Origin of the sequence: Gymnodinialimonas mytili (genome assembly GCF_037544085.1) — a bacterium.
GTDB lineage: Bacteria > Pseudomonadota > Alphaproteobacteria > Rhodobacterales > Rhodobacteraceae > Gymnodinialimonas > Gymnodinialimonas mytili.
Genome location: NZ_JBBIFW010000009.1, coordinates 45,644 through 71,231 on the forward strand (window position 1 = coordinate 45,644; position 25,588 = coordinate 71,231).

Here is a 25,588-nt window from a genome sequence, read left to right on the forward strand (position 1 = left end):
GCTATTTTCAGGCAGAGCCTGCGAGCATGCCGACTGAGGTGTTCGCCGAACATCATGTTCTTCTGAACCTCAAGGAGTAGCCGCATAGGGTGCAAAACACCCGCGATGGGGAATTGCGGGGTTTCACCTTTTCAAAGAACGACATGATCGTGACGCCTGCCGGTATGCGCTCCTGCTGGACCTGGTTTGCAACCTCGGACCTGATCGTCGTGACGCTCGAACCCGACCGCGTCCGGCAATTCGCCGAGACGTAACCGAGACTTTTGCTCGACCCTCAGCAATTCCACGATCTGCAGCCTGTTCGGATGCTGACCTATGCGCTGCGGGTGTGATGCTGCGCGACGCAATCGAAGCGGATGACATGACCTCGGGCGTGATGTTCGAAGCGCTCAGCTGCCGGGCTGATCGAGGGCAAGCTTTGAATGTCGCTCGCAAATGGCATGAAGGTCAACTCTGGTCTATTCTGTTATCGGAACCTGACGCGGCTAAGGTCGGCTCTGAGCCCAACCTGTGAATTCGGAAGCTTCACTGCACGCGCACGCAGCACGAAAACCGCTACAGGTGCTTAGAGTTGATCGCTACTAGGCGACGTGAAAAGCGGCCACATCAGTATTTTGCGCAACGAAACTATTGAGCGCAATTTACAGATTGCTGACGAACCAACCATGGTGCCGACCGGAGCTATTGTCTGCGTCTCAAAAGCTTCATTCACTGGTAAATGACCGCCGCCCAATTCGGCAACAGTCTTGGAAAGCATCATATGAGCCGGTTCCATCTGAGGCGCCAGAATAAGATCCCGAAAAGGTATCGGATCACACAACCAAGGACGCGGGATGGGGCGCCAACTGACGCCCCGACTTTCCTCTGGTGGCTTAGTCGAACACCATCCCGCCATCCACGATGACGGTCTGCCCGGTCATGAATTCTGACCCAGGCGAGGACAGGAATGTCGCCACAGCGGCCATATCTTCTGGTTGTGAAGCGCGGCCAAGGACGGCGATCCCAGCGAACTCATCAAAGGCCTGGTTTTCCTTTTCCGTCAAACCGCTGTCTTGGAAGCCCTCGTCAATCAGTTTCCACATATCCGTCGCAACAACTCCGGGGCAGATGGCATTCACCCTTATCTTGCGGGCTCCAAAGGCGCGGGCTGCCGCTTGCGTTAAGGCAACAACGGCGAATTTGCTGGCAGAGTAGTGAGCGAGCGGCTCATACCCCTGTTTGCCCGCTATAGAGGCCGTGTTGACGATACTGCCGCCATTGCCCTGATCAATCATCTTCTGCGCAGCTTCCTGCATGCAGATCAAAACACCCTTCCCGTTGACGTCCATGACGTCCTGCCAATCCTTTTCGGTTATGCTCAGAAAGGGGCGTACCTGTGCAATACCCGCGTTATTGAACATCGTGTTGAGCTGGCCGAAATGCGCACAGGCGGTTTCAATCATCTCTTTGACATTTGCGCGGTCACGCACGTCCACGGCGTAGGCCATAGCCGTTCCGCCATCCGATTTGATCTCGTGCGCCATCTCCGTTGCCAGGTCGCCATTTATGTCCGCGATCATCACCTGAGCACCGTTTTTGGCCAGATTCTTCGCCATTGCCGCACCGATGCCGCGGCCTGCGCCAGTTACGATCACGCCTTGTCCTTCGAGTGTAACTTCCATTGGAGTTGCCTTTCCAACTTGGTATCTGATGCGCCCGCTTCCTACGAAAGCCTTGCTTTAAGGGGGCAGGTCAGCGTTTGAAGACTGGAGGGCGCCGGGCAGAACAGCCCGGCATCGAGAGCGTCGTCATCAGCTCAGATGATGAACCTCTTGCAGCCCATAGACGGGCGTTAGAATGCCCTCCATCCGCGCCTTGATCTGGAGAGACAGGAACTGCGAATAGTGCCGCGACTGGTGCAGGTTGCCGCCATGCATCCACAAGTTTTGAACCTGCGTCGGCTTCCACATGTTGCGCTGCTCACCTTCCCAGGGACCGGGGTCCTTCGTGGTATTCGAGCCGAGGCCCCAGCACTTGCCCAGTTTGTCCGCAATTTCCTGGCCCATCAGGTCAGCGACCCAACCATTCATCGAATTGTAGCCGGTGGCGTAGACAACAAGGTCCGCGGGCAGATGCGTTCCGTCATCAAGGATGACGCCGGTCTCATCCAATGCGCTCACTTGCCCCCGCTTGAGCTTGATTTCGCCATCAATGATAAGCTTGCTGGCGCCGACATCGATATAGTAGCCCGACCCGCGCCGGAGATACTTCAGGAAAAGGCCGCTATCATCGTCGCCCCAATCCAGCCAGAAACCGGCTTTCTCCAGACCGTCGTAGAAGTCCTTGTCACGTTTCTTCATCTCGGCGTAAGCGGGAATCTGGAATTCGTGCAGGATGGCATAGGGCAGAGAGGCAAAGATCAGATCGGCCTTTTCTGTTGTGACCCCATTGCGGACGGCCTCTTCGGAATACAAGGCTCCCAGCCCTACATCCATCAATGTCTCGGACCGTACGATGTGGGTTGAGGAGCGCTGGACCATCGTGACGTCCGCGTCATGTTCCCAAAGGGCTGCACAGATATCGTGGGCGGAATTGTTGGAGCCCACGACCACCACCTTCTTGCCTGTCCACTGATCCGGTCCATCATGTTCCGAGGAGTGTTGCTGGACGCCCTTGAACACCTCCATTCCGGGGAAGTCGGGCATGCGCTTCTTGCCGGACATGCCTGTGGCCATGACGAGCTGTGTGGGCTTGAGCGTGACCTCTTCCCCGTCCCGGTCCACCACCACAGTCCACGTACCGCTGGCTTCATCGAAACTTGCAGATTTGGCTGTCGTTTTGCTCCAGTAGTTGAGCTCCATGACTTTGGTGTACATCTCCAGCCAATCGCCGATCTTATCCTTCGGCGAGAAGACGGGCCAATTGTCGGGAAACTTGATGTAGGGCAGATGATCGTACCACACCGGATCATGCAGGCAGAGTGACTTGTAACGGTTGCGCCAGCTGTCGCCGGGCCGCTCGTTCTTCTCCACAATGATGGTGGGAACACCAAGCTGGCGCAGCCGGGCCCCCATGGCGATACCGCCCTGACCACCGCCTATGATCAGGCAATAGGGCTGTGTTTCATAGCCAAGCTCCGCTTCCTCGCGGGCGCGCTCTTCGGCCCAGGTTTGGCGGTTCTTCGCCGCGCCATGCTTCGCGCCGAGAGCGCGGTTGGCGCCGGCAGGTTCCTCATGGCCCTTCAGCTCGACCATCGTCGTGAGCAGGGTCCAGATCTTGCCTTCCCTAAGGCGCACCAGGCCGTATCCGCGTGCGACCTCGGTTTCAAACTCGATCCAGGCGGTTGTTACGCCTCCTTCCTCGGTTGGGGTCTCGCCCGCAGCAAGCGTCCAACCTGAGGGCTTTGTGGTGGCAAGCTGATGTTTCAGCATGTCCTCGACCTGGTCCTTGCCCTCGACGGTTTTGATATTCCACGTAAACGCGACCAGATCACGCCAGTAACAATCGTCTGCAAACATGTCGCGGACAGTCGCAACATCACCCTCAGCCAATGCCGCGCCGAAGCGGTCTAGAAACTCTTGGGTCTGGTCCGAATGAGTTGTATCGAGCATGTGATCCTCCCGTTCACTATTCGCCCTCCGAGGATCAGCCTGGCAGTTCTCGCGTTGTCCGCGCAAAGACAAATGCGGCCAATCCGAAACGAAGGCAGAAATGCAGCTGTTCCCGTTGCGTGCGCAACAGCGATGCAACAGGCGGTTCTTGCGGTTCAGTGAGGGGCCACCAGCCCTGCCTTACGCACTCTGCGCAAGATCGTGGAGCGGTTGAGCCCAAGCCGTCTTGCCGCTTCGGACATGTTCCAGTCACAAGCTGTCAGCAGGGCCTCAAGATCTGCAGTGCCCGCTGCATGCAACGCCGGGGGCTGCAACGGCGGCGGCGGTAGATCCGCAATATCGAGGGTCACCCCCTCACAAAGTGCCACAGCGCTTTCCAGCACATGTTCAAGCTCCCGGATGTTGCCTGCCCAGGCTCTCGATTTCAGTTCTGCACGGGCGAGAGGAGACAGGAGGATATCGTCGCTTGAACAGCGGCGTAGAATTCGGTCGATCAGCCAGTCCAGATCGGCTCTGTTGCGTATAGGGGGCAAGTCCAAAGTGGCTCCGACCAGCCGATGCAGAAGGTCATCGCGCAGTACATCGGTGAGCGCAGAAGGCGTGCTTCGACTTGAAGCGATGACACGCAGATCGGGTCGGTTTTCGAGAACGGACAGCAGGCCAGCTTGAGCGCGCAGCGACAGGTCCTCGAGACCACGCAAGTACAGCGTCCCCGCGTTTGCTTCAAAGACGGTGTCAACCGTACTCAATCCGGCACAGCGCAGGGGCTGAAACCCACACGCCCGCGGGTCAGCAAGGTAAATTGCACGAGCGAGCTTTTCCTTGCCGGTTCCCGTCTCGCCGAAAATCAGCAATGGCAACTTGGTCGAGGCAAGTCGCGCCGCTTTAAGCAGCAGTGCTTGCAAGGTCGGGTCAGGTCCGGCAAAACTGCCAAGTGCTCCCGGCAGCTCCGGCTTTCGGCGCCTCAGCGCTGATGGCATCTGCGGCGTTTGAGGAGCGATGGCGTGACCAAAAAGCGCGCGGCCGTCAATCATGCGCAAGACCCGCTGCTCAGAGGGGCGTCCGCGCATAAAATCGGGCAGATCATCGACGGACAACTCAAGCCAATCCTCAAGCTTTGAGCCAATCAAATGGCCTTTGCTTGCCGGATCCAGAGTGCGTTGTGCGCCGGATGTCATTCCGACAATCCGTCCCGATCCGTCCAGCGCCACCGCAGCCTCGGGGTCTACTTCGAGAAACTCTGGGCTGACCGAGAACCGCAAGACCCAGTCACGACGTGTTGCCGCCATCAGATTGGCCATCTCCACCCGGCGGGTCGAATTGGTCACCAGCGTCATAGCAAGATTTTGCGATAGCTTCGGCGACGGGCCGCGTAGCAGCGATACGTCAAGAACCGCAGCCAGCGACCCTTTTGTGTCAAATATCGGCGCGGCGGTGCAGGACAATGGCGTATGGGTCAGCGAAAAGTGATCGCCCTGATGGATTGTGACAGGCTCGCCCGTCACCAGGCAGGAACCAACCCCGTTGGTGCCAGCCAGATCTTCGGTCCACTTATATCCCATGTACAATCCGGCGGCGCGCAGATCGTCTTCAAAGTTTCGATCTCCAAAAAAGTCGACGCAGACGCCCTCGTCATCAGCCAGCAAAAGCACGTAACTCTGGCCAGCCACCTGATTGAAAAGAGATCGAAGCCCCGAGCGCGCAGTGGCGATCAGCCGTTCGGACTGTTCGCGATGCTCGCGAAATTCCATCTGAGACAGTATATGCGCAGGCTCCCGCCGGGACGGATCCATGCCATACGATTCGATACAGCGCTGCCAGCTGTCGGTCACCAGGCGGTCGCGCCCTGTGTCCACACCGCTCAAAACAAGGTCAATTTCCTCCAGGTGGTCACTGTCTTGCATACGCCCTCCCAAACGCCTTGAGCTTCAGGATACCACAACTACCCCATCGGCGTCGCTCAGCCGCATTCTCCGTTTTTTCACTGCAATTCTGTGTTCAAGCTCTAGGAAACGAAGATCACAATCGAGAGACCAAATTCTGTCCCCTGTCTGCAGAGCGCCTGTCAAATACGCGATTTGCATGCCGCATGAGCAACTGATGTCCGATGGAGTTTTCGCGCATAGCTTCTTCTAGAATATTGGGTAGCTATGAGCTGATAACTGCTTGGTGGAAAGCAGCGGACAAGTTTCCGGGTTGAGTTCTTTTATGCATCCGGCCTTCAGATACGGATGAAATCTTTGCCATTCCCCCAAGATCTCCGACGTCCGTTCAGGGTCGGCAGGGTAACCGCCACCAGAGCATCAGCACGCCCATAATGACGATAAGGAAAGCTGCATTATACCAGTATGGGAATGCAGCAAAAAGATCCGTCGCTTCGTTCGAAAACCACGAGCGTGCATGCAAGACTACGCTGAGTGCGATATAGGAAAAGGTACACCAAAAGAGGACGCGCTCGCCCGTACCACGCCACACGATTGCAACTCGTGCTCACCAAAGAAGGCCGGCGGCGGCCAGTCATGGCGCCCCGAGCGCGCCGAAAAGCAGAGCATCGACGTCGGCCGAGAGTTCACGTGTCAGACCTGCACAATATTTCAGTGTTAAGTGGGATAGCAGCATTGCTCCAAATGCTCGCAGAAAACCCATACGATCCAATCGCAGGCGCGATCCAGCAACGACTTCGATCTGGTCAAGGAAAGGTGCCAAAGCAGCGATCAGCTCCGGCAGTATCTCGGGTAAGTGAACGCCACGGAGATCTACAAGTTCTGCCAGAAGAAGGTCGAGAAGAGGTGGACGCGCATCAACGGCGTCCACGACAAGGCCCGCTGCTTCATACACGAGGGCTTCGACCGTCTCTCCCTTTAGGGTGGCCAAGCGCGGTGCGAGCGTGACAAAGGGATGGCGCTCACGCATGGCCGCCGCAATAAGATCTTCCTTGCCGTTGAAGTGATTATAGAGGCTTGGCGCTCGGATACCGGCCGCCTCTGCGACCCGGCGCATAGAGAGAGCGTGATACCCTTTGGCGGCAATCACTTCGACGGTCGCGTCGATTACGGCCATGCGCGTCTAATCCGGTTCAGACATGCGGCGCAGCCCGGTACAGGCGCCAGATTGAGGATGCCTCGACCACAATCCAGTCGCCATGAATGGCGACGCTCGTTGGCGCGGTTTCCGTGGCGCCCACAGCGCCGAGGATGTTCCAGAATACAGGTAACAGGCCAAGTGGCACCATGTGTGCCAACATGCCGAGCCAATGAAAGATATTGGTGTCTTCGGCGCGATATGAGCCGAACCAAAGAACAAAGCCGATAAGCGGCATCAGCAGATATGCCTGAACGAGGCCAGGCGCAGCAATCGGTGCCTCTACGATCCAGGCGAAAGGGCCTTTTGCTGTGGTAAGGCCCACAAACCCTCCAATCGTGAGGGCGACAGCAAGGAGGATCAAGAAGCCGCCATGGAGACGGAGGAGGCTGGAACTAGTCATGTTATAGAACAAACTAACGTTCGTTAGTTGATCAAGAGTGTTCAAGTTGTCCTCTGCCGCCGTGCTCAGGCTCAGGATGTCTTTCGATTAAACCACACAAGTCTGCTTGCGGTATCTGCATTTCTCGCCATTGCCTGCATCTCGCCCGAGCGACCGACCTTAGATGAAACTGCTTCGCATGTTATTTCGCCGTCTTCGACGTATGCTCCGAGTTACCCAAACCACAGATATACGGGCTGATAGCAGAGTCTCGGCGATCTCGCGCCGAGCGTTGTTTTGTACGCGAAATCGACCTTGATGGAGTTTAGATCGCGGCATAGCGTTTTGAATTAGAATACCGCGAATTTAACTGACCATTGTGTTCATTCGCGTCGCGGTCACCGGTTGAGCGCTGCGTGCGCGCGTCGGTCGAGCGACGCCGTTCGGCCGGAGATTCTGATGACAACGTACACTGTAACAACTCTTGCGGATGAGAGGTTGTCCCTCGATCAGCCTCCTGACGCAACACGCGAGGCCGAAGATGGCACTGGCCTCTCGCTTCGAGAAGCGCTTGGTCTTGCCGATGCGATCGCCGGCGCGGACGAGATTGTCTTTCACCCCGACCTTGCCAACGGTCGGTTGACGCTCACCGGTCAGGCCCTGACAATCGGCAGCGACGTGACGATCGACGGCGACGCGGCGGGTGATGGCACAAGCCGCATTGTTCTTGACGGCGACTACAGATCTCGCGTTTTCGAAATTGATGCCGGTGATGCCGCGATCTCGGACGTCGATATCACCCGCGGTGGCCGCGGCCCGCGGGATGAGTTTGGCGAGGGTAATGGTGGTGGCGTGTTCATAGCGGCGGAGGCAGAGCTAGCGCTGTCCGACGCACGGATATACCGCAACGGCGCCGGCGACATGAGTGGATCACTGGGTGGCGGCATATTCAACGAAGGCACTTTGCGCCTGTCGAGCGCTGAGGTTTTTGAGAATTCAGCTGGTTTCAGCCGCTCACCCTCTGATGGCGGCGGCATAGCCAATACCGGCCTTCTGATTGTCGAGGATACGCTGATCAGCGATAACAACACCGCCGGTCGCATCCCGGGCGGCGGCGGCGGCATTTACAACACAGGAACGACGCTCGCGACCAACATAGTGTTGACGGGCAATTTTGGTCTTGAAGGCAGCGCCATCAACAATTCCGGCACGATGGTGGTCAGTGGCGGAACGATCACCGGAAATATCCCGCAACCCACGTCGTTTGGCACCCCCGATGCGGTATGGAACACTGGGGAACTGACCTTTGTGCAATCCACGATCACCGCAAACACGGGGGCGGAGATTGAAAACCGTGCCGACCTGACACTGATCAATAGCATCGTGACGGAAGCGCCCGGCGGGGTCGTCGCGAAGCTTGGCACCAACATCGTCGGTTCGGCGATCCTTGAAGGCGACACGCTGATTGGTCTTGTCGATGCCCAGGACATCTTTGCCAACTTTGGTCCTAACGGAGCGATCCTGACTGACAATGGCGGGGCGCTGCCAACGCTGTTGTTGCGTGCGTCCGACCTTAACCTGGCACTTGATGCGGGTGATCCCGGGTTGGCGCTTGATGCCACGGGCGCGCCGCTGTTGACGGATGCGCGCGGCCCCGGCTTTGCACGGGCCTTCGATTTGCCCTACGTCGAAGAGATCGGTGCGAGCCTGGTGGATCTGGGCGCGCTGGAGCTTCGGCTTGATCCTGCGGAGACACTGCCGCTGAACGATGAGGTGCTGCCCGTGCTCAGCTACGGTGGCGACCAGGACCGCGGCACCTTCGAAGTGAGCGGATTTGGTGCCCAGTTGATACAGGGCGAAAACGCCTGGAACCACCTTCCGATCGACTACGAGGTGACGGCAGATACGATTCTAACCTTTCGTCTGGACACCACCGGGCAGGCTGAAATCTTTGGCATCGGCTTCGACAACGACGACAAGGCAGATTCTGAGACGTATTTTCAGCTTGGCGGAACACAACAGGGCTTCGGCATTCAGGATTTCAACGTCGCGGTTGAAAACAACACGAACCCCGAGGTTTTCCGTATTCCGGTGGGCGAATATTTCACAGGGCAATTCGACCGGTTGGTCTTTGTCACCGATCTGGACACCCCGCCGTCTGCGCCACAGGAGCCTGCGGCGAGTTTCTGGTCAGATGTCATGCTATTCGAGGATGGGCCGCGCGCGCGGCTTAACGGCGCGCTGGAGAATGTGCGATCCTACGGCCCGGCACAGGACAGGGGCGGGGTCGAGATATTCAACGATGGTTTTGGGATCGCACAGGATTCTAACTCATGGAAGCAGATCGATATCGACTATGAAGTCACAGAGAAGACTCTGCTCGCATTTGAGTTTGATGCTTCTACCGAGGGTGAATTTCATGCCATCGGATTTGACAATGATGATGTGCCTGATGGGGATACCTTTTTTACCTTGCTGGGAACGCAGGACGGGTTTGGCATCCGCGACTTCTACAGTCCATCGGTGATTGATGAGGGTCCGCTCCGCTTCGAAATCCCCGTAGGCGACTATTTCAGAGGCGAGTTTGCTCATCTCGTTTTGGCCACCGATCAGGATGTGGGTGAAGGTGCGGACAGCTTTTGGTTCGACTTAACGCTCTTCGAAGGCCTTTGAGAGAGCGGGTGTAGTCCGAACGGTTAGTCTGAGATAATCTAAACCGATGTCACTGTAACAGTGGATCAGGCGCATCCAAAAAGGTCTGGTACGGTGCGTTCACAGTCGTGTGCAGCGCGGTATGCATACCCTTCGCCATAGCGGCATAAGTATAGCGATTTCATTCGAAAAATCAATCAAACGGTCGGCGATGGAGGCGTCTATCGCCTGTCACTTGGAGGTCTGCCAACCAACGACTAGAAGCAAGGCGCCTCAAGTGAGTCACCGAAGAGATTTCCGTAACTCATGCGCAGGGCAAATTTTGAGCGATAGGGCGAGTGCTTTGCCGCTAGATTGTCACGCTGCAGCTAGCCCCGTATCTGTTAACTGCTCCCGATCCTGAAGGTCTCGCAGGCTCTGCAGATCGAAGGTCACCAGGAAGTGGACTGTTGTGATGTAGGTGTAGGGGGGCACCGCGACGCGGGGATTGGGGAACGGTCGAGATCAGCCCGCGGGTGTGACAGCACCCGAACATATCGCGGCTGATGTGTTTGCCGAAGATCTCTTTGAGCCTGCCCCTGGTGACCGGCTGCTGATACGCAATGACGGCCAGGACGGCGACATCCTAATCGCGCAGGTCAAGCGTCTGGTCGCCCACATCCGCGGCGGCCTTGCTCGCTCGCACACAGGCGACTTGGCACAATCGCTGCTGCCGCTGCTGTGCAGTAACCTGCGCAGGATATTCACCAGGTCAATGCGGCGGTCGGCACATTCCAAACCCACGCGACAATCAGAAACCAGGCAAACAACGGACCTGCGACCAGTATCGCAACCCGTTCACCAATAGGCATTCTTGAAAACGGAATGATTGCGTGCGCCACGGACCAAAGCAAGGCAAGCGCCATGGCGATGCACAGCCCGGTGACACTCCACAAATCCAGACCCGGTGCAGCCTGGGCAGATAGGTCTCGACCGCGCAGGATGGGCTCCAAGACCCAGTAGCACCCCGCAACGCAAACCAGCCCGACACCTCCAAGAAACATAGACGCACCCGTCAAAGTGCGCCTTTTGCGCCAGCGTACCGCAATGCCGACAAGACAGACAAAAATCCCAGCAGCAGCGGACCACAACGCTGTATCCAGCGAAAGACCACTGTGCCAAAAGCCGACACGGTCGAATGTGTGCATGCCACCGTTCACGTATGCATTCACGACACCGCCGCTGGCATCGCGCCGGAAGCCAAGGCGCATCACGCCGTCCGGGGTCTCAAACCGGTCATCGCCGATCGGCTCGAACAGCAGGTCATGACCCAGACCAAAGATGAGCAGCGCCTCGTCATCGGATGAGGTCAACTCAAAGCCGTGAGTGTTGATCGCTTGCAATCGGTCCAGACCGGTCTCATTGCGCCGCGTCATCAGGTAACGTCCCTCAAAATCCTGCAAACAGGACGCAGCGCACGCAATGCGTGGGGTAGCCGGGCGATTATCCGGGGCAATCACTTCGTTCAGCACACGGCGGGGCAAATCGGTCAATGCTGATCCGCTTGGACCATTGGCCGTCACAAAAAACCCAAGGCCGAGGTCAGGCACCAGAACCATGTTGCTGTGAAACCCGAAATGTGTCCCGGCGTGGTGAAACACCTCATACCCGGCCCATGTTTCGGTCCAAAACCCTTGGGTTCGCCCTCCAAACTCCGGCCGACCGGGCCAGGCAGGCGCGTACATATTGGCGATGCCACGCCGCGCCGCCCCGTCCGCAGTACTGTTCGCCAGCAGCACTTGCATGACACGGCCCATTTGTTCTCCCGTCAACGCCAGCCCGCCAGACGGCGTGTGGATCGCAGGAAATGCGGTCGGATCAATAGCCAGATATCGGCCTGCATCCCAAACGTGGAATGGATTTGCGCCGTTCTGCTCCGATGGCGTGTGCATGGCGCGCAGGCCTTCGATATCGAACGGCGCGAGCATGTCGGCCACATAATCAACAAAGGGTTGGCCAGAGACCTGCGCAACGATTTCTCCAAGCAAGACATAGCTAGCGTTGGAATAGGCAATCACCTCGCCAGGCGGGCGGTTTTGACGTGGCAGAACGGCAGAGATGTGATCAATCGCATTGTCAGCGCCAGTTGCTTCACGCGAGGTGAAATATCCTGAATAGCGTTCCTCCAGCCCCGCAGTGTGGCTCAGCAAATGAGCCACCGTGATCTCACCGAACCGTTGGTTCAGCTCAAGCGTCGGCAAATGCTGTGCGATCGGGTCATCCAGGGCGAGCCGCCCTTCATCTTCCAATTGCAAAATCGCCCAGGCGGTAAAAACCTTCGAGATTGAGGCCAACGGGATCACATCGTTCTCCGGCGACATCAATCGCCCGGTTCTGGCATCCGCCAGCCTGTAGCCACGCGACAAGATTACGTCGTCGCCCGAGACAACGACGACGACAGCGCCAGCGACGGCATCCCGATCCAAGCCAGACGTCACCACACCATCAACGAAGCCACTCAGCTCTGCCCGCCACCCATTTTCCGGTTCAGCCGCAGCAGTAGTGGCGGCGCAGATAAGCGCGAGTTGCAAAACAAATGGCCGCGCCGCACGTGTGATCTGCGACAGGTGAAGCGGCAGTTGGTTCAATCGTTTAAACACGAAGGGCTCCAATCAATTGTGCCAGTTCGCTTAGGCACCGCTAGCGCTGTTGTGCTGCTCTTGCAGCCGAACGCGACGGGGCCTAGCGCGACCCGCTCACCATCTCAACACTTGAGCCCTATGGGATTGTCCGAACGATTTGGCGAGGACACTTAGCCTGTGCTTTCAGGCGACTGACGAAGCTAGATGTGCATTTGGTTCTTCTCCATGTACTCGAATGTACAAGCGTCAACAAAAGCCGTCGCCATGAAATCAAGCAGTGATGACCAATACTACGAACCTCCACCAAGTTCGCTACGCGACACGTTCGGGCTGCAAAAGCTGTGGATACTTGGGATGAGGTCACTACTGGCCATCGGATAGCCGGGAGACTGAAGTTGGAACACATGAAATGAGAAATTTAATGGCAACCTCATGCATTTGCTTATGCATGCATGGTGGCTTTGCAATCGCAGACGCACCGATTGACGGCCTCTGGCGCTCGGACGGTTACGGTTTCATCCTCGAAATCTCAGGAGACAACGCGCGGCTCTTCAGTACTGGCACCGATCTCTGCATCCCCGAGACTGATATGCCGGTCCCAATTGACGATTTGCTGCCGGGCGTCACGGTTCGAATGTTCGAGGATGCGGACAGAATTTCGATCCAAGCCCCTCTCGAACCGCATCAGATCCTGGCTGAGCGCATGGTTTCACTCCCTCCAGAGTGCATTCAAGCTGCAACAGAGAGTCCGTTGGCGGTGTTCGAGGCATTTGTTGGATACTTCGACGCGAACTACCCGTTCTTTGAGCTCTACGATGTCGATTGGTCCGAACGGGTCAACGAGGCGCGACAACGGATCAACGCCGACATGGGTGAATGTGAGCTGTTTGACGTTCTGGACTGGCTCATCGAGCCTTTGCAGGACGGCCATGTGTCACTCGTCGCAACGATCAATGGCGACGTCGTCGTTTCAGCGCCGGGTCGCGCACGGGTTCTTCAAGGCATTCGGCAAGGTGCTGAGGCGGCTCGTCGCGACCCGTCAGAGGCGGCCCGTGAATTCCGCCGCTCCGTTTGGTTCGACAGCATCTCGCAAGACATCCTGCAGGGAGACGGTCACCTGATCGGAAACGACCGAGTTCAATATGGCATGGTGGCAGATCAGATCGGATACTTAGCATTCAGTGCCCTGGACGGCTTCGGTGAAGAAGGAAACCAGCTTGAGGACAATCTGAGCGAGCTAGAAAGGATGCTGGATGAGATCATCCGCTTCTTTGAACAGAGCAACGCGACAACGCTCATCGTCGATCTCAGTCTCAATTTCGGCGGCAGCGATTTCATGGCGCGTGAAGTGGCCAGCCGATTTTTGCACACCCCAACTGTCGCTTACACAAAGTACGCAGCAGATGCGCTAAACCCGTTGCCAACCAGGGTGTCCATTGAGCCAGATGCTACTCGCTTCGAAGGGGACATTTACCTTTTGACCAGCCAGGTGACGGTCAGCGCGGCGGAAGTCATGACGCTGACACTCAGGCAAGCGGAGCATGTCTACCATTACGGCGAGCCAACGCGCGGGGCTTTCTCCGATGCGCTATCACGCAGTCTTCCGAACGGATGGCAATTGTCGATGTCCAATGAAGTCTATCTAGATGCGTCGGGACAGCACTGGGAGGCGGTTGGTGTGTCGCCTGAAATCGAGATGACGGTCTTCTCCGATCTGGACCCGATTGAAAGCCACAGACGCGCAATCCACATGATCGTTCAACACGCTGTCGAGCTATCGGAGTAGCTCGGCAACAGAGCAATGCTCGTACATCCAATTGACATGACGTTCACCATGGGCCGCCCTCTTTTCATCTGCTTTTTGCTCTGACACTCGTAATGTCGCTTGCTCGATGCGTGATTATCGATGCCGCGCCGAGCAATCGGACACCAGATGGCACTGTTGGCGATACGTCTCGCGCGGGTAGCCCCGAGTTTCAGTGCCACTAATTTGGGTTTTCTCTAATAAGGTTTCAGGGACAGGCGGGCACATGTTCAGGGCATGATGAGGCGGTATTTGGTTGTATTGTGTGAGCCATATTTTGATGGCGACCTGGGCTTGTTTCGTACGTGGACCCACTCTGCGTTAAAAACTTCGCGACGTAACGGTCCGTTGAAGCCTTCATTGTATCCGGTCTCCCACGGACTGCCGGGATAGATCTGCATCGGATTGATGCCGACCCGTCTGAGCTAGTCCTGAAGCTGCGCTGCGATGAACCCAGGGCCATAGCACCTCGGGAAGAAGCACTGTCTGAGGTTGCGGCCACGCGCGCAGCCCCCAAGTAGCGTAGCGGGTGGCCATAACCGGTTCTCAGGTCTCAACAGTGGTTTTGCACAAACCACACCGCTGAGGAGACCGGCTATGACCGCCACCGATACTACCGTCTCGACCTTGTTGGTCGCCATCGACATTTCCAAGCACCGCCACGAGGTGCTGATTGGCGTTCCTGGCAGGAAGCGCCGCCGTCGATTGATACGCCAGCCCTCAACATGAAGCAGCTCAGTTACCTTGCGGTAGCCATATCGCCCGTACTGATTTGCAAGTCGAATGATCGCCAACCGCAGCTCATCGTCGTCTCTCAGAGTTGGTCGATATTCCAAGATGATCGAGCAACATGCCCTGCTGAGTGCAGATGCACGCTGATTGATGCGCATGCCTGGCACTGACCCAAACATGGCGTCCGCGATCGTCGCGACGATCGCGGACGCGAACCAGTTCCGGAGAGGACGTGATCTGGCCGCCTGGCAAGGCCTCACCTCGCTCAACAAATCCAGCGGCGGGAAGGAACGTCTGGGAAAGATCACAAAGGCTGGCGACCGCTACATTCGCAAGCTTCTTGTCGTGGGTATGACTTCACGCACGGTCGTGGCGAAGCGCTCACCACAGAAAGTCGATCTGTGAACGGCGAAGATCATCGCAGAAAAGCAATTCCGATTGGCAACAACGGCCATGGCAAACAAGGCAGCTTGGGCCATCTGGGCGATGCTCAGCAAGAAACAGGAATACCGGCAGCCAGTCTTTTAACCAGGCAGACTGCCCTCGAGATGCAAGACGTTGAAGTGATGATTCGGAACTAAGTTAACCAAGAGCAAGGACACTCCGGGAATGGCAGCGGCCCTCAGACGTCGATAAGCCGATTGGAACCTCGCTCGCGGAATTCATCAAGGCCAGCGGAACACCATCGCACAAACAGGCCGGACAGACGACGTTGATGTGACGAGACGCTTGCTTCACCGCCGCGCGTCGAACAGGACATTCGGCGAAAAGGTTCTACCCACACTCTTCTAAAGATGTTCCGTACAACCAAGATTGCCTGCTACGACAGGTGCGATAGAGGTCATTTGATCAATTCTCGGCCTGTTTGCTCGGGTTGGGATCAACTAGACTTGCCTGCATTTATAGGCTTAGCTTACGCCATTTGTAGCTTTTAATTGATCAGAATGTTTAGTGATTTTCATCAGAGTAAGAGCCTGAGATTTGCGATTTTTCTAGCGGCCGCGGCAATCATGTTGCTCAGCGTGAAATGGGAATTTCGCAACTGGCCTGCCACTCATTGGCTATTCACCTATGAGTATTGATTTATCAAACGCTGATTGCTGGGAAGTCTCTACAATCTCGTCTTCACAGATGTGTCGCAGTTTATTCTGTTTCCGATCTACTTTCTGACGGTTTGTCTTGCAACTTGGATGTTTGCCAACGTCATCACGACAACGCTTTCGCGGTGTCTCGCGAGCTGCCCCATTGACGGAAAAGAACGCGTGTTTTTCGTCGCGGTCGTATTGGGCCTTTTGCTCCTCTCCGGGTCCGGGATCATCATCCAGTTCAATCATGACTGGGGACGATTTGACGTCTTTAACTTCATTCTCTGTCTATTGGCCTATCAGGCCATCATGCGTTGGAGCGCTGTCTCGGGCTTGCTCTGCGCGATAGCGCTGTCATCTGCCTCAATCGTAGTCCACGAAGCTGCTTTCTTCTGGCTGGCGCCTTTTACCATTGGTTTTTGGCTTTGGACCCATCGGCCAACACCGGTCAGGGTCGGTACGGCCTTGGCTGCGTGCGCTTTGTTGGCAGGGATCACCTGGGCGGTCAGTTCGGCGACTTATTCCGACTATGTCGACTACGATACTGCGGCGGCGGCGGTTCGGGACCGTGCCGATTTTCCAATTCGTGAAGACTCCTTGGCAGTTCAGTTTCGGAGTTTCGAAGAGAACTTCGCTTACACCGCCGAGCGAGTATTGGTGGATTTGCTTCCGGTAGGACTGGCGCTTGGCTTAATCTACCTGCTGGTCTATGTGAGCTTCGTCCGGTCATTGGCTGCCCCGGAAGACCGGTTTTGGTCTCTTGGCATGGTGATCTGGCTTCTGGCTTGTTTCGCACCGCTTGCCTTGCTTGTGCTGGGCCACGACCATGGGCGCTGGATTGGCATGATTAATTGCAATCTGGCGTTGGTCATGCTGGCACAACTCACCCGCAGGCCCGAGCGGTTGGCTCGGCTCCCTTGGGGCGTGATCTATTCATTTCTCCTAATGGTGGTCATCCAAGTCGCACTCGGTCCCATGGGCAAAACCCGTCTGTTTCCCGACGCAGCATTCTGGGAGCTTGTCGCCCAAATCGCCGGATAGTGCGCTGCGCCATAGTTCCAGATGCCGCACTTGGGCTGCAGGCAGAAGCACACAGTAGAGCCTGTTTTGCAATGCTTCACGGCCCAAAGCTGACGTCCACCGAGCAACATTGATGCTGCGGTGCGGCTCGTCGAACCAGCCATTCGCTGCGACTGGAAAATCTCAGCACAGGCGAGCTCACAGTCTGCGGGACTTTGCTGCCGCTCGTGCTATAGTGAACGCATCACAAGGAGCGAACCGATGGCTTAGTTCCGCTACATCGTCGCAGATGTTGATCAAGCAGTGTCTTTCTATTGCGAACAGCTGGGGCTTGAACTGATCGAACAATATGGACCAGCAATGGCCATCGTAAGAAGTGGAGACCTTGATCTTTGGTTGGCTGGCCCATCAGCTTCTGCCGCTAAACCAATGCCGGATGGTACGAAACCCGAACCGGGTGGCTGGAACCGGTGTGTTTTAGTCGTTGATAATCTTAATCGGCTGGTGGCATCGCTTCGAACAGAAGGGATAACTTTCCGCAACGAAGTCACTCAGGGACCGGGCGGCAAGCAAATACTCTGCGAAGATCCATCAGGGCATGTATTGGAGCTGTTTGAGCCAAATTAACTCATCGGCCGGAAGCACAGCAGGCAACAGACACATTGGGCTCATTGCGGCCTTGCCGCCTCATCCGTGGCCCAGGTTCGGCTTGCTTGTCAGGGACGGCCCTAAACGGACTTTTGGTGGGGCTGTTACGCCCGCATTGTCGCCATTCGCTGCGACAGCAAAGCTCAACCATGAACTCGCCTTGGCGAACCCGTAAAAATCACTCTACCCGCCGTCATCAATCGGAGGCCGTTCGCCACGCGGGGGGCGCTCGCCATCGCCACGTGGAGGTCTTTCGCCTTGCGGTGGCCGATCGCCCCCTCCGTTCATGAAGTCGCTCGAAACGGTTCCTCTGAAACAGCGCGGGAAGAATGGGTAAGTATCGGTGGCGAAATATACGTACTGGCCATCAAGCATTCCTCCGTTGCATTCATCCAGCATCCCGGACCCTTCAACAAACTCGTAGTCCTGCACATAGGTGCCATCATGTAGACCACCGGGACCAGACTCGCGCTCCCCAGGTTTCAACTGCCAGGAGGATTGCACCTGATCGCCCATATAGTGGATTTCAAACCCGTCCGCGGCATAGCCGAAGAGCGTGCCGTTAAGCGCGCCGACCACGGCAGAGGGGATGCCGTGATAATGGTACATTCCGTCACCGTCCACATGCGCGTTCTGCTCATCCATGATCAGCCCGCCTATGCCTTCGACGTTCCATCCCGAAGACGGGTCGCGCGAATACCCACGCTCTGTCGATCCGTCGTAGTACTCCGCTGTGCCTGGCCGAAGAGGTATGCCAGTCACCGTTACGCCAGAAATCCGAACCCTGTCGGTGATGGTATCCGTCAGCTCAGGCGTCGCATCCATACAAAAGCGGTGACTCTGCGGTTCCACCGTGGCCCCTTCCCGCCAGGGACCAGTCTCATGCGCAGGCACGCCATCGGAGATGATACATCGCTGATCCCCCTCCACGGTGATTGTAACATGCTCGTAAGCCGCGCCGCCGGCCAAAAGCGTCAGAGCGAGTGTGGTGCCAAATAATCTCATGAGGACCTCCAAACGTTTCGATGAGAGTTAAACGGACGAAGGTCACGTTTCCGTCGTTTTGTACGTCGACCTGCCGAGAGCGATTGTTTGTCGGGCGAGCGTCGAGGCGCCTTCGGGCGAACTCCATTTGGATTAAAAAGGTGCCGGAAACACGTGCAGCAGGCGCCATCTGGAGGGTGGTCACATCAGGATATGTCTGCTTTCGCCAGGTATTTTCGACGGAATCCGTCGGTAACAACGTTTGACTTTAAAGAGCCAATGCTCACCTCGCTCGCACATCATCGAAAGTCAGTATCTTGAAGAACTTTCTGGTCGCATTTGCATCCCTCATGATCCTCACCGGAGCATATTTTTTGACTTTTGGCCCACCGATCTCGATCAGTGGCGTATTCAATCAAACGGCTTCTTCGGAAGAGGAACAGACGGAGGCCGCCCAACCCGAACGACGGCCCCAGGGAAGTCGGGGAACAGAGGCCACAACGGTAGTGCTCGCTCCTCTAGAGGCCCAATCCTATGCCCTGACATTGCGCGCCATCGGGACGGCCACATCGCTGCGCAGTGTCGATGTTGTCGCAACGGAATCAGGACAGATTGTGGAACTTCGTTTGCCGCAAAACGGGCACGTCGATGCTGGCGATATTCTGGTACAGCTTGACGACACGTCCGAGCAACTTGAACTCGAAATAGCCCTTGCCGAGCGTGACCTCGCCGAGGCCACGCTGGACCGCTACGCAACGCTTGCCGAAACCGGTATCCGGACAAGCACAGACGCTGATCTTACTGACGCTCGAGTGGCCTTGCGCTTGGCGGAAGCCAACGTTGCCCTTTCGGAGAACACAATCGAAGATCGGGTCATCCGCGCGCCGATCTCAGGACAACTGGGCCTGAGCGATCTTCAGATCGGTGACTATCTGGACATCAACGATCCAGTCATCAGCGTAGAAGATTCTAGCGTCATCATCGCGGAATTCGAGGTGCCGGAACGGTCGATAGGCCTCTTGGAGGCTGGACTAGAAGTCCTGATTGGCACGCCAACCCATCGCGGCCGGATCTTTCACGGCGAAATCATTGCCTACGACACCCAGCTGGACAGCGTCACGCGTAGTGTGACCGTGCAGGCAGAAGTCGACAACTCGGATGGGCTGTTATGGGCGGGTATGTCTTTTGCCGTGCGCATAATCGAAGAGACAGATCCGATGCCTGTGGTGCCGTCGACGGCGATCACCTGGGCGCAAGATGGCGCAGGCATATGGCTGGTCGAAGACGACAGAGCGACACGACATTCTGTCACGATCCGCTACAGGGATGGCGACCAGATCTGGATTGAGACAGAAGCTCCTCTTGGCGCGCAGGTCGTGGTCGAGGGCGGCTTCAAGCTACGTGATGGCACTTCGGTCACAGCTGCCGGCATCTCAACATGAGCCTTGAGCGCGTACTGCACAGGTCGGGGTTTGCCGATGTATTCGTTGCGAGACCGATTTTCGGGATCGTCATCAATCTACTTGTCCTAATCGCCGGGTTGGCGGCCCTGTCCGGCGTGGACGTCAGAGAAATGCCCGATGTCGATCAACCGGTCCTGTCTGTTCAGACAATCTACGAAGGAGCAGTACCTTCGACTGTTGATTCCGAAATCACCCAACCTCTGGAGGACGCGTTGAGCGCACTAGAGGGTCTGTCGTACATGGAGTCCATCTCTAGCGCGGGGGACAGCCGGATTACGATCTACTTGTCCGACAGCGTCGATGTGGATGTCGCCGCAAATGAGGCCCGCGAAATCGTCTCTGAAACGCTACGCCAATTGCCAGATGAGATTGACGACCCGAATGTGAGCAAATCGGATAGCGACTCCGACGCCATCATCCGGCTGGCGGTTCGGGGTGATGCACCATTCGCAGACCTGACCGAGGTGGCCGAAGGTGTGATCTACGACAGATTGACCACAATCGACGGCATCGCCGAAGTCACTGTGCGCGGCAGCCGCTCCAACCAGTTTCGGGTAACGCTGGATATCCCGTCCCTCGTGAGCCGTGGCTTGACAATCGACGATGTCAGCAACGCCCTGCAGACCTTGCGGGACGATACACCGCTTGGCGAGTTGGAGACGACAAATCAGCTCCTCTCGCTCAATGTGATGAATGAGGACGTGACCGTCGAAACCGTCAGCAATATTCGCATCAACGCCACAACGATCGTGGCTGATATCGCTTTCGTGCAATTGACGCCGGAAGACAGCAGCGTCCTGTCACGCGTGAACGGCGAAACAGCGGTCGGCCTCGATATCACGCGGCAATCAACAGCCAATACGCTCGACATCTCGCGTGAGGTGAATGCCGCCGTGACAGAGCTCCAGTCGCAGTTGCCTGACGGCGTTGAGCTGTTTGTGGCGTCCGATGACGGTGTCTTCATCGAACAGTCCATCCAGGAGGTCGTGAAATCCATCCTCTTTGCGACAATCATTGTCACCTTGGTGATTTTAGTCTTTCTACGCTCGTTCCGGGCGACGTTCATCCCGGCTATCACTATTCCGGTCGCTCTGATCGGCACGTTGGCCGCAATATGGCTGACGGGGTTCTCAATCAACACGATTAGCCTTCTTGCGCTCGTGCTCGCGACGGGCATGGTCGTTGACGATGCCATCGTCGTAATCGAAAATATCGCCCGCAAACGCAAAGAGGGCCTTGGGGCATTTGCCGCCGCGGCAGCGGGCACGAACGAGGTGTTTTTTGCCGTCATCTCCACCACCGCTACGCTGGCGGGCGTGTTTATTCCGATCTCGTTCCTTCCCGGGGAAGCGGGAGGCGTGTTTTCCGAATTCGGCTTTGTTCTGGCCTTTGCGGTCACGCTTTCCTCTTTCACCGCGTTGACGCTAACTCCTGTGCTGGCCGCCCTGCTGGACCCTGGGAAGCGCGCAGCGAACCAGGCCGATACCGCGCAAAGCCACAGCAGGTTGGGCGGTGCATTCGACAAAGGTGTCGATCAGGCGATCCGGCTCCCGATCCTTGTGATCGCGATCACGGGCGCATTCGTCATCATCGCGCTCGGAGCCGCCAATACCCTCTCCTCCGAAATCACTCCGTCGGAAGATCGCGGCTTCTTTCTGGTCCAGGCCCGCGGCGCATCGGATACCTCTCTCTCTTATCTCGACGCGCAGGCCGTAATGATCGAAGACATCCTCGTCCCCTACATGGAAAGCGGAGAGATCGAGACAGTGCAAAGCATCGTCGGCGTACGCGGCGGGACCAGCGCCTTTATCATCGTGCGCCTTCCCGATTGGGGCGATCGGGACTTTTCGCAATCGGCCTTCATCGCTGATATTAGCGGACAATTGTCCGCGATCCCCGGTGTGGAAGTAAGTGCGCGGTCAACCAACAGTCTCAATATTCGGGGAAGCGGCAGCAGTACTGGTCTCGATCTGGCGGTAATCGGCACCAATCTTGAGACGATGACTGACGCCGCTGATGACCTCGTCGCTGCCATGGCACAGGACGACACTTTCCTCAATCCGCAGCTGGCTGATACCTCTGTGAACGCCCAGCTACAGATCAGCATTGATGAGTCGGTCGCCAACGACATGGGCGTCTCTCCCGCCGACCTGAGTGCGCTGATCAGTTCTTACGTACAGGGGGAAATCGCCGTCAGTGTGTTCCAGAACGACACCGAGGTGGACATCGTCCTCACTCCCGGCGGCCCGGCGATCGACGATCCGTCCGATATTGTCTCGGTTTCCGTTCTATTACCCGATGGCGGCTACGTGCCCATGTCGGTCTTCGCCGCCCTTGAGATGGCCGTCGCACCGGCGCAAATCGAGCGCCAGAGCGGCGCGCTGACCATCTCGCTTGAGGCGAGTTTGCCGGACGGCGTCGATCTCTCAACCGCGATGGCGCGTGCGCAAACCCTTGCCGACGAGGTTCTGCCTGACGGGACAGCACTCATCTTCACTGGGGAGGCTGCGCAGTTGGATGAGAGCACAAGCGCCCTTTACTTGGTGTTCGGTGTTGCATTGCTCGTTGTGCTTCTGGTTCTGGCCGCGCAGTTCGAAAGCGTCTCAAGTGCTGTCGTGATCATGCTCACGGTGCCCTTTGGTGTCGCCGCCGCATTGTTGGCAATCTCCATAACTGGCGGGTCACTGAACTACTACAGCCAGATCGGTCTGGTTCTGTTGATCGGGGTCATGGCCAAGAACGGCATCCTGATCGTGGAGTTTGCCAACCAGCTGCGCGAACGCGGACAGGATATCGACACAGCGATCCGCAATGCCGTCAGCCTGCGGATCCGACCTGTGATGATGACAATGATTTCGACAATCTGTGGCGGGCTGCCGCTGATCATGACCTCCGGTGCAGGGGCAGAGGCGCGCATTGCGGTAGGGTGGGTCATCGTCGGCGGACTTGGCTTTGCGACAGTCTTTACCCTATTCCTGACGCCGATTTTCTATCGCCAAATCGCCATCTGGGGAGCCGAACCTGGCTTTGCCGCGAAACGCCTCGAGGACGACCTGGCGGCAAGGTCGGCGTAAGACGACTTCAGCCAATCATCAATAAAAGCTACTCTACATAAGCGCTGACTTGAGAACGACGTCATACACGCGAAAAGCATAGCGATTTGAAGACACGAAAGACTCTCCGCAGACGGCGCAGAGCCGACATTCCACCCAAAGTGTCGATGCTGCGCCCGCAGGCCGCATTCCGGACGTTCGCTGCGACTACCCTATATCACTGTAACTGGACGTCCGGGTCGCGGACAAAACGCCATTTCGCTGCGCTTTATCCAATGACCGCTATTGGTACACCCTCACATATGGCAAATTGGAGTCAGAGTAATGCGTGATTTGCCCGTGAGATCCACGTGGCTAGTCTCTGCATCTGCACCAGGGGATAAAACGTTGATTTTTGCATCCAAGTTACTTGCGATCATAGCATTTTTTGCTGGTGCCCTTGCGGCTCATGCAGAAGAGCAAGCTGAGGACTTCAGGGTATCTTGTGGTGGTGTTTTCGGCCTTTGCGGATATTTGGCTTCCGACGGTGAGGTCATGGTTCCGCAGCGCTTCGAGAGCTTGCGCCGTTTTTCTGATCAGCTTGCTCCGGCAAGAATGGCAGGACTTTGGGGATATTTGAACCCCGATGGAACGTTCGCGATTGATCCCATTTTTGATCAAGTTGGCGACTTCCACGGCGGAAGAGCGGAAGTCATTTTAGAGGGTAACGCCGGAGTGATTGACGCAAGCGGCGGATTTGTCGTGCCTGCCGATTTTTGGAGAGCGATACCACTTGGACAAGATGCTGCTTTGGTTATTCTACCAGAAGACGCGACAAGTCATCGACGTAGGTTAGATCTGGGCTCTCTCTTCGAAGAATTCCACCTCTTCAACATTGACAATGGTCTTGTGACAGAATCTCCGATCGAGTTCGACTGGTTCGTGCGGCCTGGCGATATCGGACCGTCGGATCGGATATGGGCAAGTCTGGACGGAAACACCTTTGGTCTTCTGAATGATAAGGGTAATTGGTTGGTCGAGCCTCAGTTCTCCCACGTGCAATCGCTTCACGAGGATAGGGCAATTGTTGTCTCAACTGGTACGTCAGGCGAAAGGCTTTGGGGTGCAGTAGATGGCGATGGAACAATAGTAATTGAGCTTGAGCATCATTGGTTGAGCTATTTCTCCAACGGTTACGGATTGGTGGGTGGGCCGAGGTCATATGATCAGCGTCGAACCGGTCTGATTCACCCAGACGGCACTGTCGTGGGCAATAGACTGTTTGAAGAGGTCCGCCGCCCCACCGCCTCGTCACCGGCAAGAGTGATGGAAGATGGTATTTGGTACAACTTTACGAATGATGGCACCCTTGTCCGCGAAGAACCGGATGGAACAGTCATCGGCTCCTGTCCGCAAGGTTTGACTATCGCTCGCGAAGCAGCTGGATATGCGATCACCAACCAGGCTGGTGAACGTCAAATCCACGAGTATTTCGACCATATCAGTTTTGGCATCGTAGAGAATGATACGATCAATAGTGGGTCAATCCACAGACGAGAGATTGACTGTAGCGGTCCAATCTTGGTTGGGCATGGCCCCTTGGCTGAAAGTGAATGGACCTATATTCGAACCGACGGTACGCCCGTGATACCGGGAAGTTGGTTCACCAGTTCCTATAGGTTCAATGCTGGTTATGCGGTTGTACAGACAGGCTCAGATGCCGATGGTTCTGAAATGTGGGGGGTCCTGAACGAACTGGGCGAATTCACGCTACCCTTAGGACCAGCTCAGATCAGACGTAGACCAGAAATGATACTTCCGAGTGGTCAGCCGTATTTTCTTTTGGGTACTGGCACGGACGAATATCCATCCGATGCTTATGGCTTGCCAGTGACACTACCCGATGCAATTGACGACAATAGACGTGAACAAGCCGTCCAGTGTTCCGGCGGTGCACGCATTGTTGGCGACAACAACGGCTTTGGGATCGAAGGTCCTGATGGAACAACGCTTGTCCCATCGGTTCACCGTGCAATCAGCTGTTACCGAAATGGAGTAGCGTGGGCGCCTAACGAAAACTCTGAGCAATGGTGCCCGATTGGCCCTGATGGTGCATTTCGCAGTGAACCAGCTTGTATCGACAGTTACTATCCATACTCCATCACGCACCACTATCCTGAACGGTTTTCGGATAGCCCTTTCGAAAGCAACATACGCTGGGTTAGTGCATGGTTGGATTGGGGAATGGACCGACGTAACGAACCGCCAATATGGGTTAGAGATGGAGTGATAAGCCAGGGCTCTTACTCGATCATACCGTTTGGCCGTCCCTGATCCAAATACAGCAATTCATGCAGCACGCAGCATCGGTCGTTTTAGGCTCGCACCTGCCATCCGCCGCTTCGGGCTCCAACGACCGGAGCCAGCCCATTCCTGCCGTTCATCTACCACACCTGTTGCCGCGACGCCGCCCGCCGAAGCTGCCATTCGCTGC

The 25,588-nt window shown here is 56.5% G+C and carries 18 protein-coding genes and 1 pseudogene; 11 read left to right on the forward strand and 8 right to left on the reverse strand.

The window, feature by feature from the left end; genetic code table 11:
* The first annotated feature begins 89 nt into the window (after positions 1 to 89).
* Positions 90 to 254: a hypothetical protein gene (locus tag V8J82_RS23070; RefSeq protein WP_339979331.1), complete on the forward strand. Its 165-nt coding sequence runs from the start codon at positions 90 to 92 to the stop codon at positions 252 to 254.
* Positions 255 to 331: 77 nt separating this feature from the next.
* Entirely contained in the window at positions 332 to 514 is a 183-nt protein-coding gene (locus V8J82_RS23075; protein WP_339979334.1) for a hypothetical protein, read from the forward strand.
* 358 nt (positions 515 to 872) lie between these two features.
* Here V8J82_RS23075 and V8J82_RS23080 read toward each other — a convergent pair whose 3' ends face one another.
* The 5 genes from V8J82_RS23080 to V8J82_RS23100 all read right to left on the reverse strand — a co-directional run bounded on the left by V8J82_RS23080 (position 873) and on the right by V8J82_RS23100 (position 7,119).
* Positions 873 to 1,661 carry a glucose 1-dehydrogenase gene (locus V8J82_RS23080; protein ID WP_339979336.1) on the reverse strand — a complete coding sequence of 263 codons (789 nt, stop codon included), beginning with the start codon at positions 1,659 to 1,661 and terminating at the stop codon, positions 873 to 875.
* 129 nt (positions 1,662 to 1,790) lie between these two features.
* Entirely contained in the window at positions 1,791 to 3,590 is a 1,800-nt protein-coding gene (locus V8J82_RS23085; protein WP_339979338.1) for an NAD(P)-binding domain-containing protein, read from the reverse strand.
* A 155-nt stretch (positions 3,591 to 3,745) separates the two neighbouring features.
* The gene (locus V8J82_RS23090; RefSeq protein WP_339979340.1) at positions 3,746 to 5,494 is read right to left on the reverse strand and encodes a sigma-54-dependent Fis family transcriptional regulator; all 1,749 of its coding nucleotides are present in this window, start codon (positions 5,492 to 5,494) and stop codon (positions 3,746 to 3,748) included.
* Positions 5,495 to 6,107: 613 nt separating this feature from the next.
* Positions 6,108 to 6,650: a TetR/AcrR family transcriptional regulator gene (locus tag V8J82_RS23095; protein ID WP_339979342.1), complete on the reverse strand. Its 543-nt coding sequence runs from the start codon at positions 6,648 to 6,650 to the stop codon at positions 6,108 to 6,110.
* A 16-nt stretch (positions 6,651 to 6,666) separates the two neighbouring features.
* The gene (locus tag V8J82_RS23100; RefSeq protein WP_339979344.1) at positions 6,667 to 7,119 is read right to left on the reverse strand and encodes a hypothetical protein; all 453 of its coding nucleotides are present in this window, start codon (positions 7,117 to 7,119) and stop codon (positions 6,667 to 6,669) included.
* Between the two features lie 393 nt (positions 7,120 to 7,512).
* Here V8J82_RS23100 and V8J82_RS23105 point away from each other — a divergent pair, with 393 nt between their 5' ends.
* Positions 7,513 to 9,726 (forward strand): hypothetical protein, encoded by a 2,214-nt coding sequence (locus V8J82_RS23105; protein WP_339979346.1) that lies wholly within the window; start codon positions 7,513 to 7,515, stop codon positions 9,724 to 9,726.
* Between the two features lie 336 nt (positions 9,727 to 10,062).
* Here the strand turns inward: V8J82_RS23105 and scpB are convergent.
* A pseudogene (scpB, locus tag V8J82_RS23110) lies at positions 10,063 to 10,384 on the reverse strand (SMC-Scp complex subunit ScpB); the annotation flags it as partial.
* Positions 10,385 to 10,448: 64 nt separating this feature from the next.
* Entirely contained in the window at positions 10,449 to 12,344 is a 1,896-nt protein-coding gene (locus V8J82_RS23115; RefSeq protein WP_339979348.1) for a serine hydrolase domain-containing protein, read from the reverse strand.
* 616 nt (positions 12,345 to 12,960) lie between these two features.
* Here V8J82_RS23115 and V8J82_RS23120 point away from each other — a divergent pair.
* The 5 genes from V8J82_RS23120 to V8J82_RS23140 all read left to right on the forward strand — a co-directional run bounded on the left by V8J82_RS23120 (position 12,961) and on the right by V8J82_RS23140 (position 17,594).
* Positions 12,961 to 14,112: a S41 family peptidase gene (locus V8J82_RS23120; protein ID WP_339979350.1), complete on the forward strand. Its 1,152-nt coding sequence runs from the start codon at positions 12,961 to 12,963 to the stop codon at positions 14,110 to 14,112.
* 615 nt (positions 14,113 to 14,727) lie between these two features.
* On the forward strand, positions 14,728 to 14,859 hold the full coding sequence (locus tag V8J82_RS23125) for a hypothetical protein (protein ID WP_339979429.1): 132 nt from the start codon (positions 14,728 to 14,730) through the stop codon (positions 14,857 to 14,859).
* Between the two features lie 159 nt (positions 14,860 to 15,018).
* On the forward strand, positions 15,019 to 15,267 hold the full coding sequence (locus V8J82_RS23130) for a transposase (RefSeq protein ID WP_339979353.1): 249 nt from the start codon (positions 15,019 to 15,021) through the stop codon (positions 15,265 to 15,267).
* Positions 15,268 to 15,995: 728 nt separating this feature from the next.
* A complete protein-coding gene (locus V8J82_RS23135) occupies positions 15,996 to 16,988 on the forward strand; it encodes a hypothetical protein (RefSeq protein ID WP_339979356.1) in 993 nt (330 codons plus the stop codon).
* Positions 16,989 to 17,246: 258 nt separating this feature from the next.
* Entirely contained in the window at positions 17,247 to 17,594 is a 348-nt protein-coding gene (locus tag V8J82_RS23140; protein WP_339979424.1) for a VOC family protein, read from the forward strand.
* A gap of 204 nt (positions 17,595 to 17,798) precedes the next feature.
* Here V8J82_RS23140 and V8J82_RS23145 read toward each other — a convergent pair whose 3' ends face one another.
* Positions 17,799 to 18,620, reverse strand: a complete 822-nt coding sequence (locus tag V8J82_RS23145) for a YHYH protein (RefSeq protein WP_339979358.1) — start codon at positions 18,618 to 18,620, stop codon at positions 17,799 to 17,801.
* A 485-nt stretch (positions 18,621 to 19,105) separates the two neighbouring features.
* Between V8J82_RS23145 and V8J82_RS23150 the strand changes: the two genes are divergently transcribed.
* From V8J82_RS23150 to V8J82_RS23160, 3 genes are all read left to right on the forward strand, one after another.
* The gene (locus V8J82_RS23150) at positions 19,106 to 20,041 is read left to right on the forward strand and encodes an efflux RND transporter periplasmic adaptor subunit (RefSeq protein WP_339979360.1); all 936 of its coding nucleotides are present in this window, start codon (positions 19,106 to 19,108) and stop codon (positions 20,039 to 20,041) included.
* Complete coding sequence (locus V8J82_RS23155; RefSeq protein WP_339979362.1) at positions 20,038 to 23,136, forward strand: efflux RND transporter permease subunit; 3,099 nt, start codon at positions 20,038 to 20,040, stop codon at positions 23,134 to 23,136. Before V8J82_RS23150 ends, V8J82_RS23155 begins: the two co-directional genes overlap by 4 nt.
* A gap of 366 nt (positions 23,137 to 23,502) precedes the next feature.
* Positions 23,503 to 25,428: a WG repeat-containing protein gene (locus V8J82_RS23160; RefSeq protein WP_339979365.1), complete on the forward strand. Its 1,926-nt coding sequence runs from the start codon at positions 23,503 to 23,505 to the stop codon at positions 25,426 to 25,428.
* Positions 25,429 to 25,588: the final 160 nt, after the last annotated feature.

Bases quoted from the DNA above. Each gene is read 5' to 3' on its own strand.
- V8J82_RS23095 (WP_339979342.1), bottom strand. From the start codon at position 6,650: ATGGCCGTAATCGACGCGACCGTCGAAGTGATTGCCGCCAAAGGGTAT.
- V8J82_RS23105 (WP_339979346.1), top strand. From the start codon at position 7,513: ATGACAACGTACACTGTAACAACTCTTGCGGATGAGAGGTTGTCCCTC.
- V8J82_RS23125 (WP_339979429.1), top strand. From the start codon at position 14,728: ATGACCGCCACCGATACTACCGTCTCGACCTTGTTGGTCGCCATCGAC.
- V8J82_RS23130 (WP_339979353.1), top strand. From the start codon at position 15,019: ATGCCTGGCACTGACCCAAACATGGCGTCCGCGATCGTCGCGACGATC.
- V8J82_RS23145 (WP_339979358.1), bottom strand. From the start codon at position 18,620: ATGAGATTATTTGGCACCACACTCGCTCTGACGCTTTTGGCCGGCGGC.
- V8J82_RS23075 (WP_339979334.1), top strand. From the start codon at position 332: ATGCTGCGCGACGCAATCGAAGCGGATGACATGACCTCGGGCGTGATG.
- V8J82_RS23080 (WP_339979336.1), bottom strand. From the start codon at position 1,661: ATGGAAGTTACACTCGAAGGACAAGGCGTGATCGTAACTGGCGCAGGC.
- V8J82_RS23085 (WP_339979338.1), bottom strand. From the start codon at position 3,590: ATGCTCGATACAACTCATTCGGACCAGACCCAAGAGTTTCTAGACCGC.
- V8J82_RS23090 (WP_339979340.1), bottom strand. From the start codon at position 5,494: ATGCAAGACAGTGACCACCTGGAGGAAATTGACCTTGTTTTGAGCGGT.
- V8J82_RS23120 (WP_339979350.1), top strand. From the start codon at position 12,961: ATGTTCGAGGATGCGGACAGAATTTCGATCCAAGCCCCTCTCGAACCG.
- V8J82_RS23155 (WP_339979362.1), top strand. From the start codon at position 20,038: ATGAGCCTTGAGCGCGTACTGCACAGGTCGGGGTTTGCCGATGTATTC.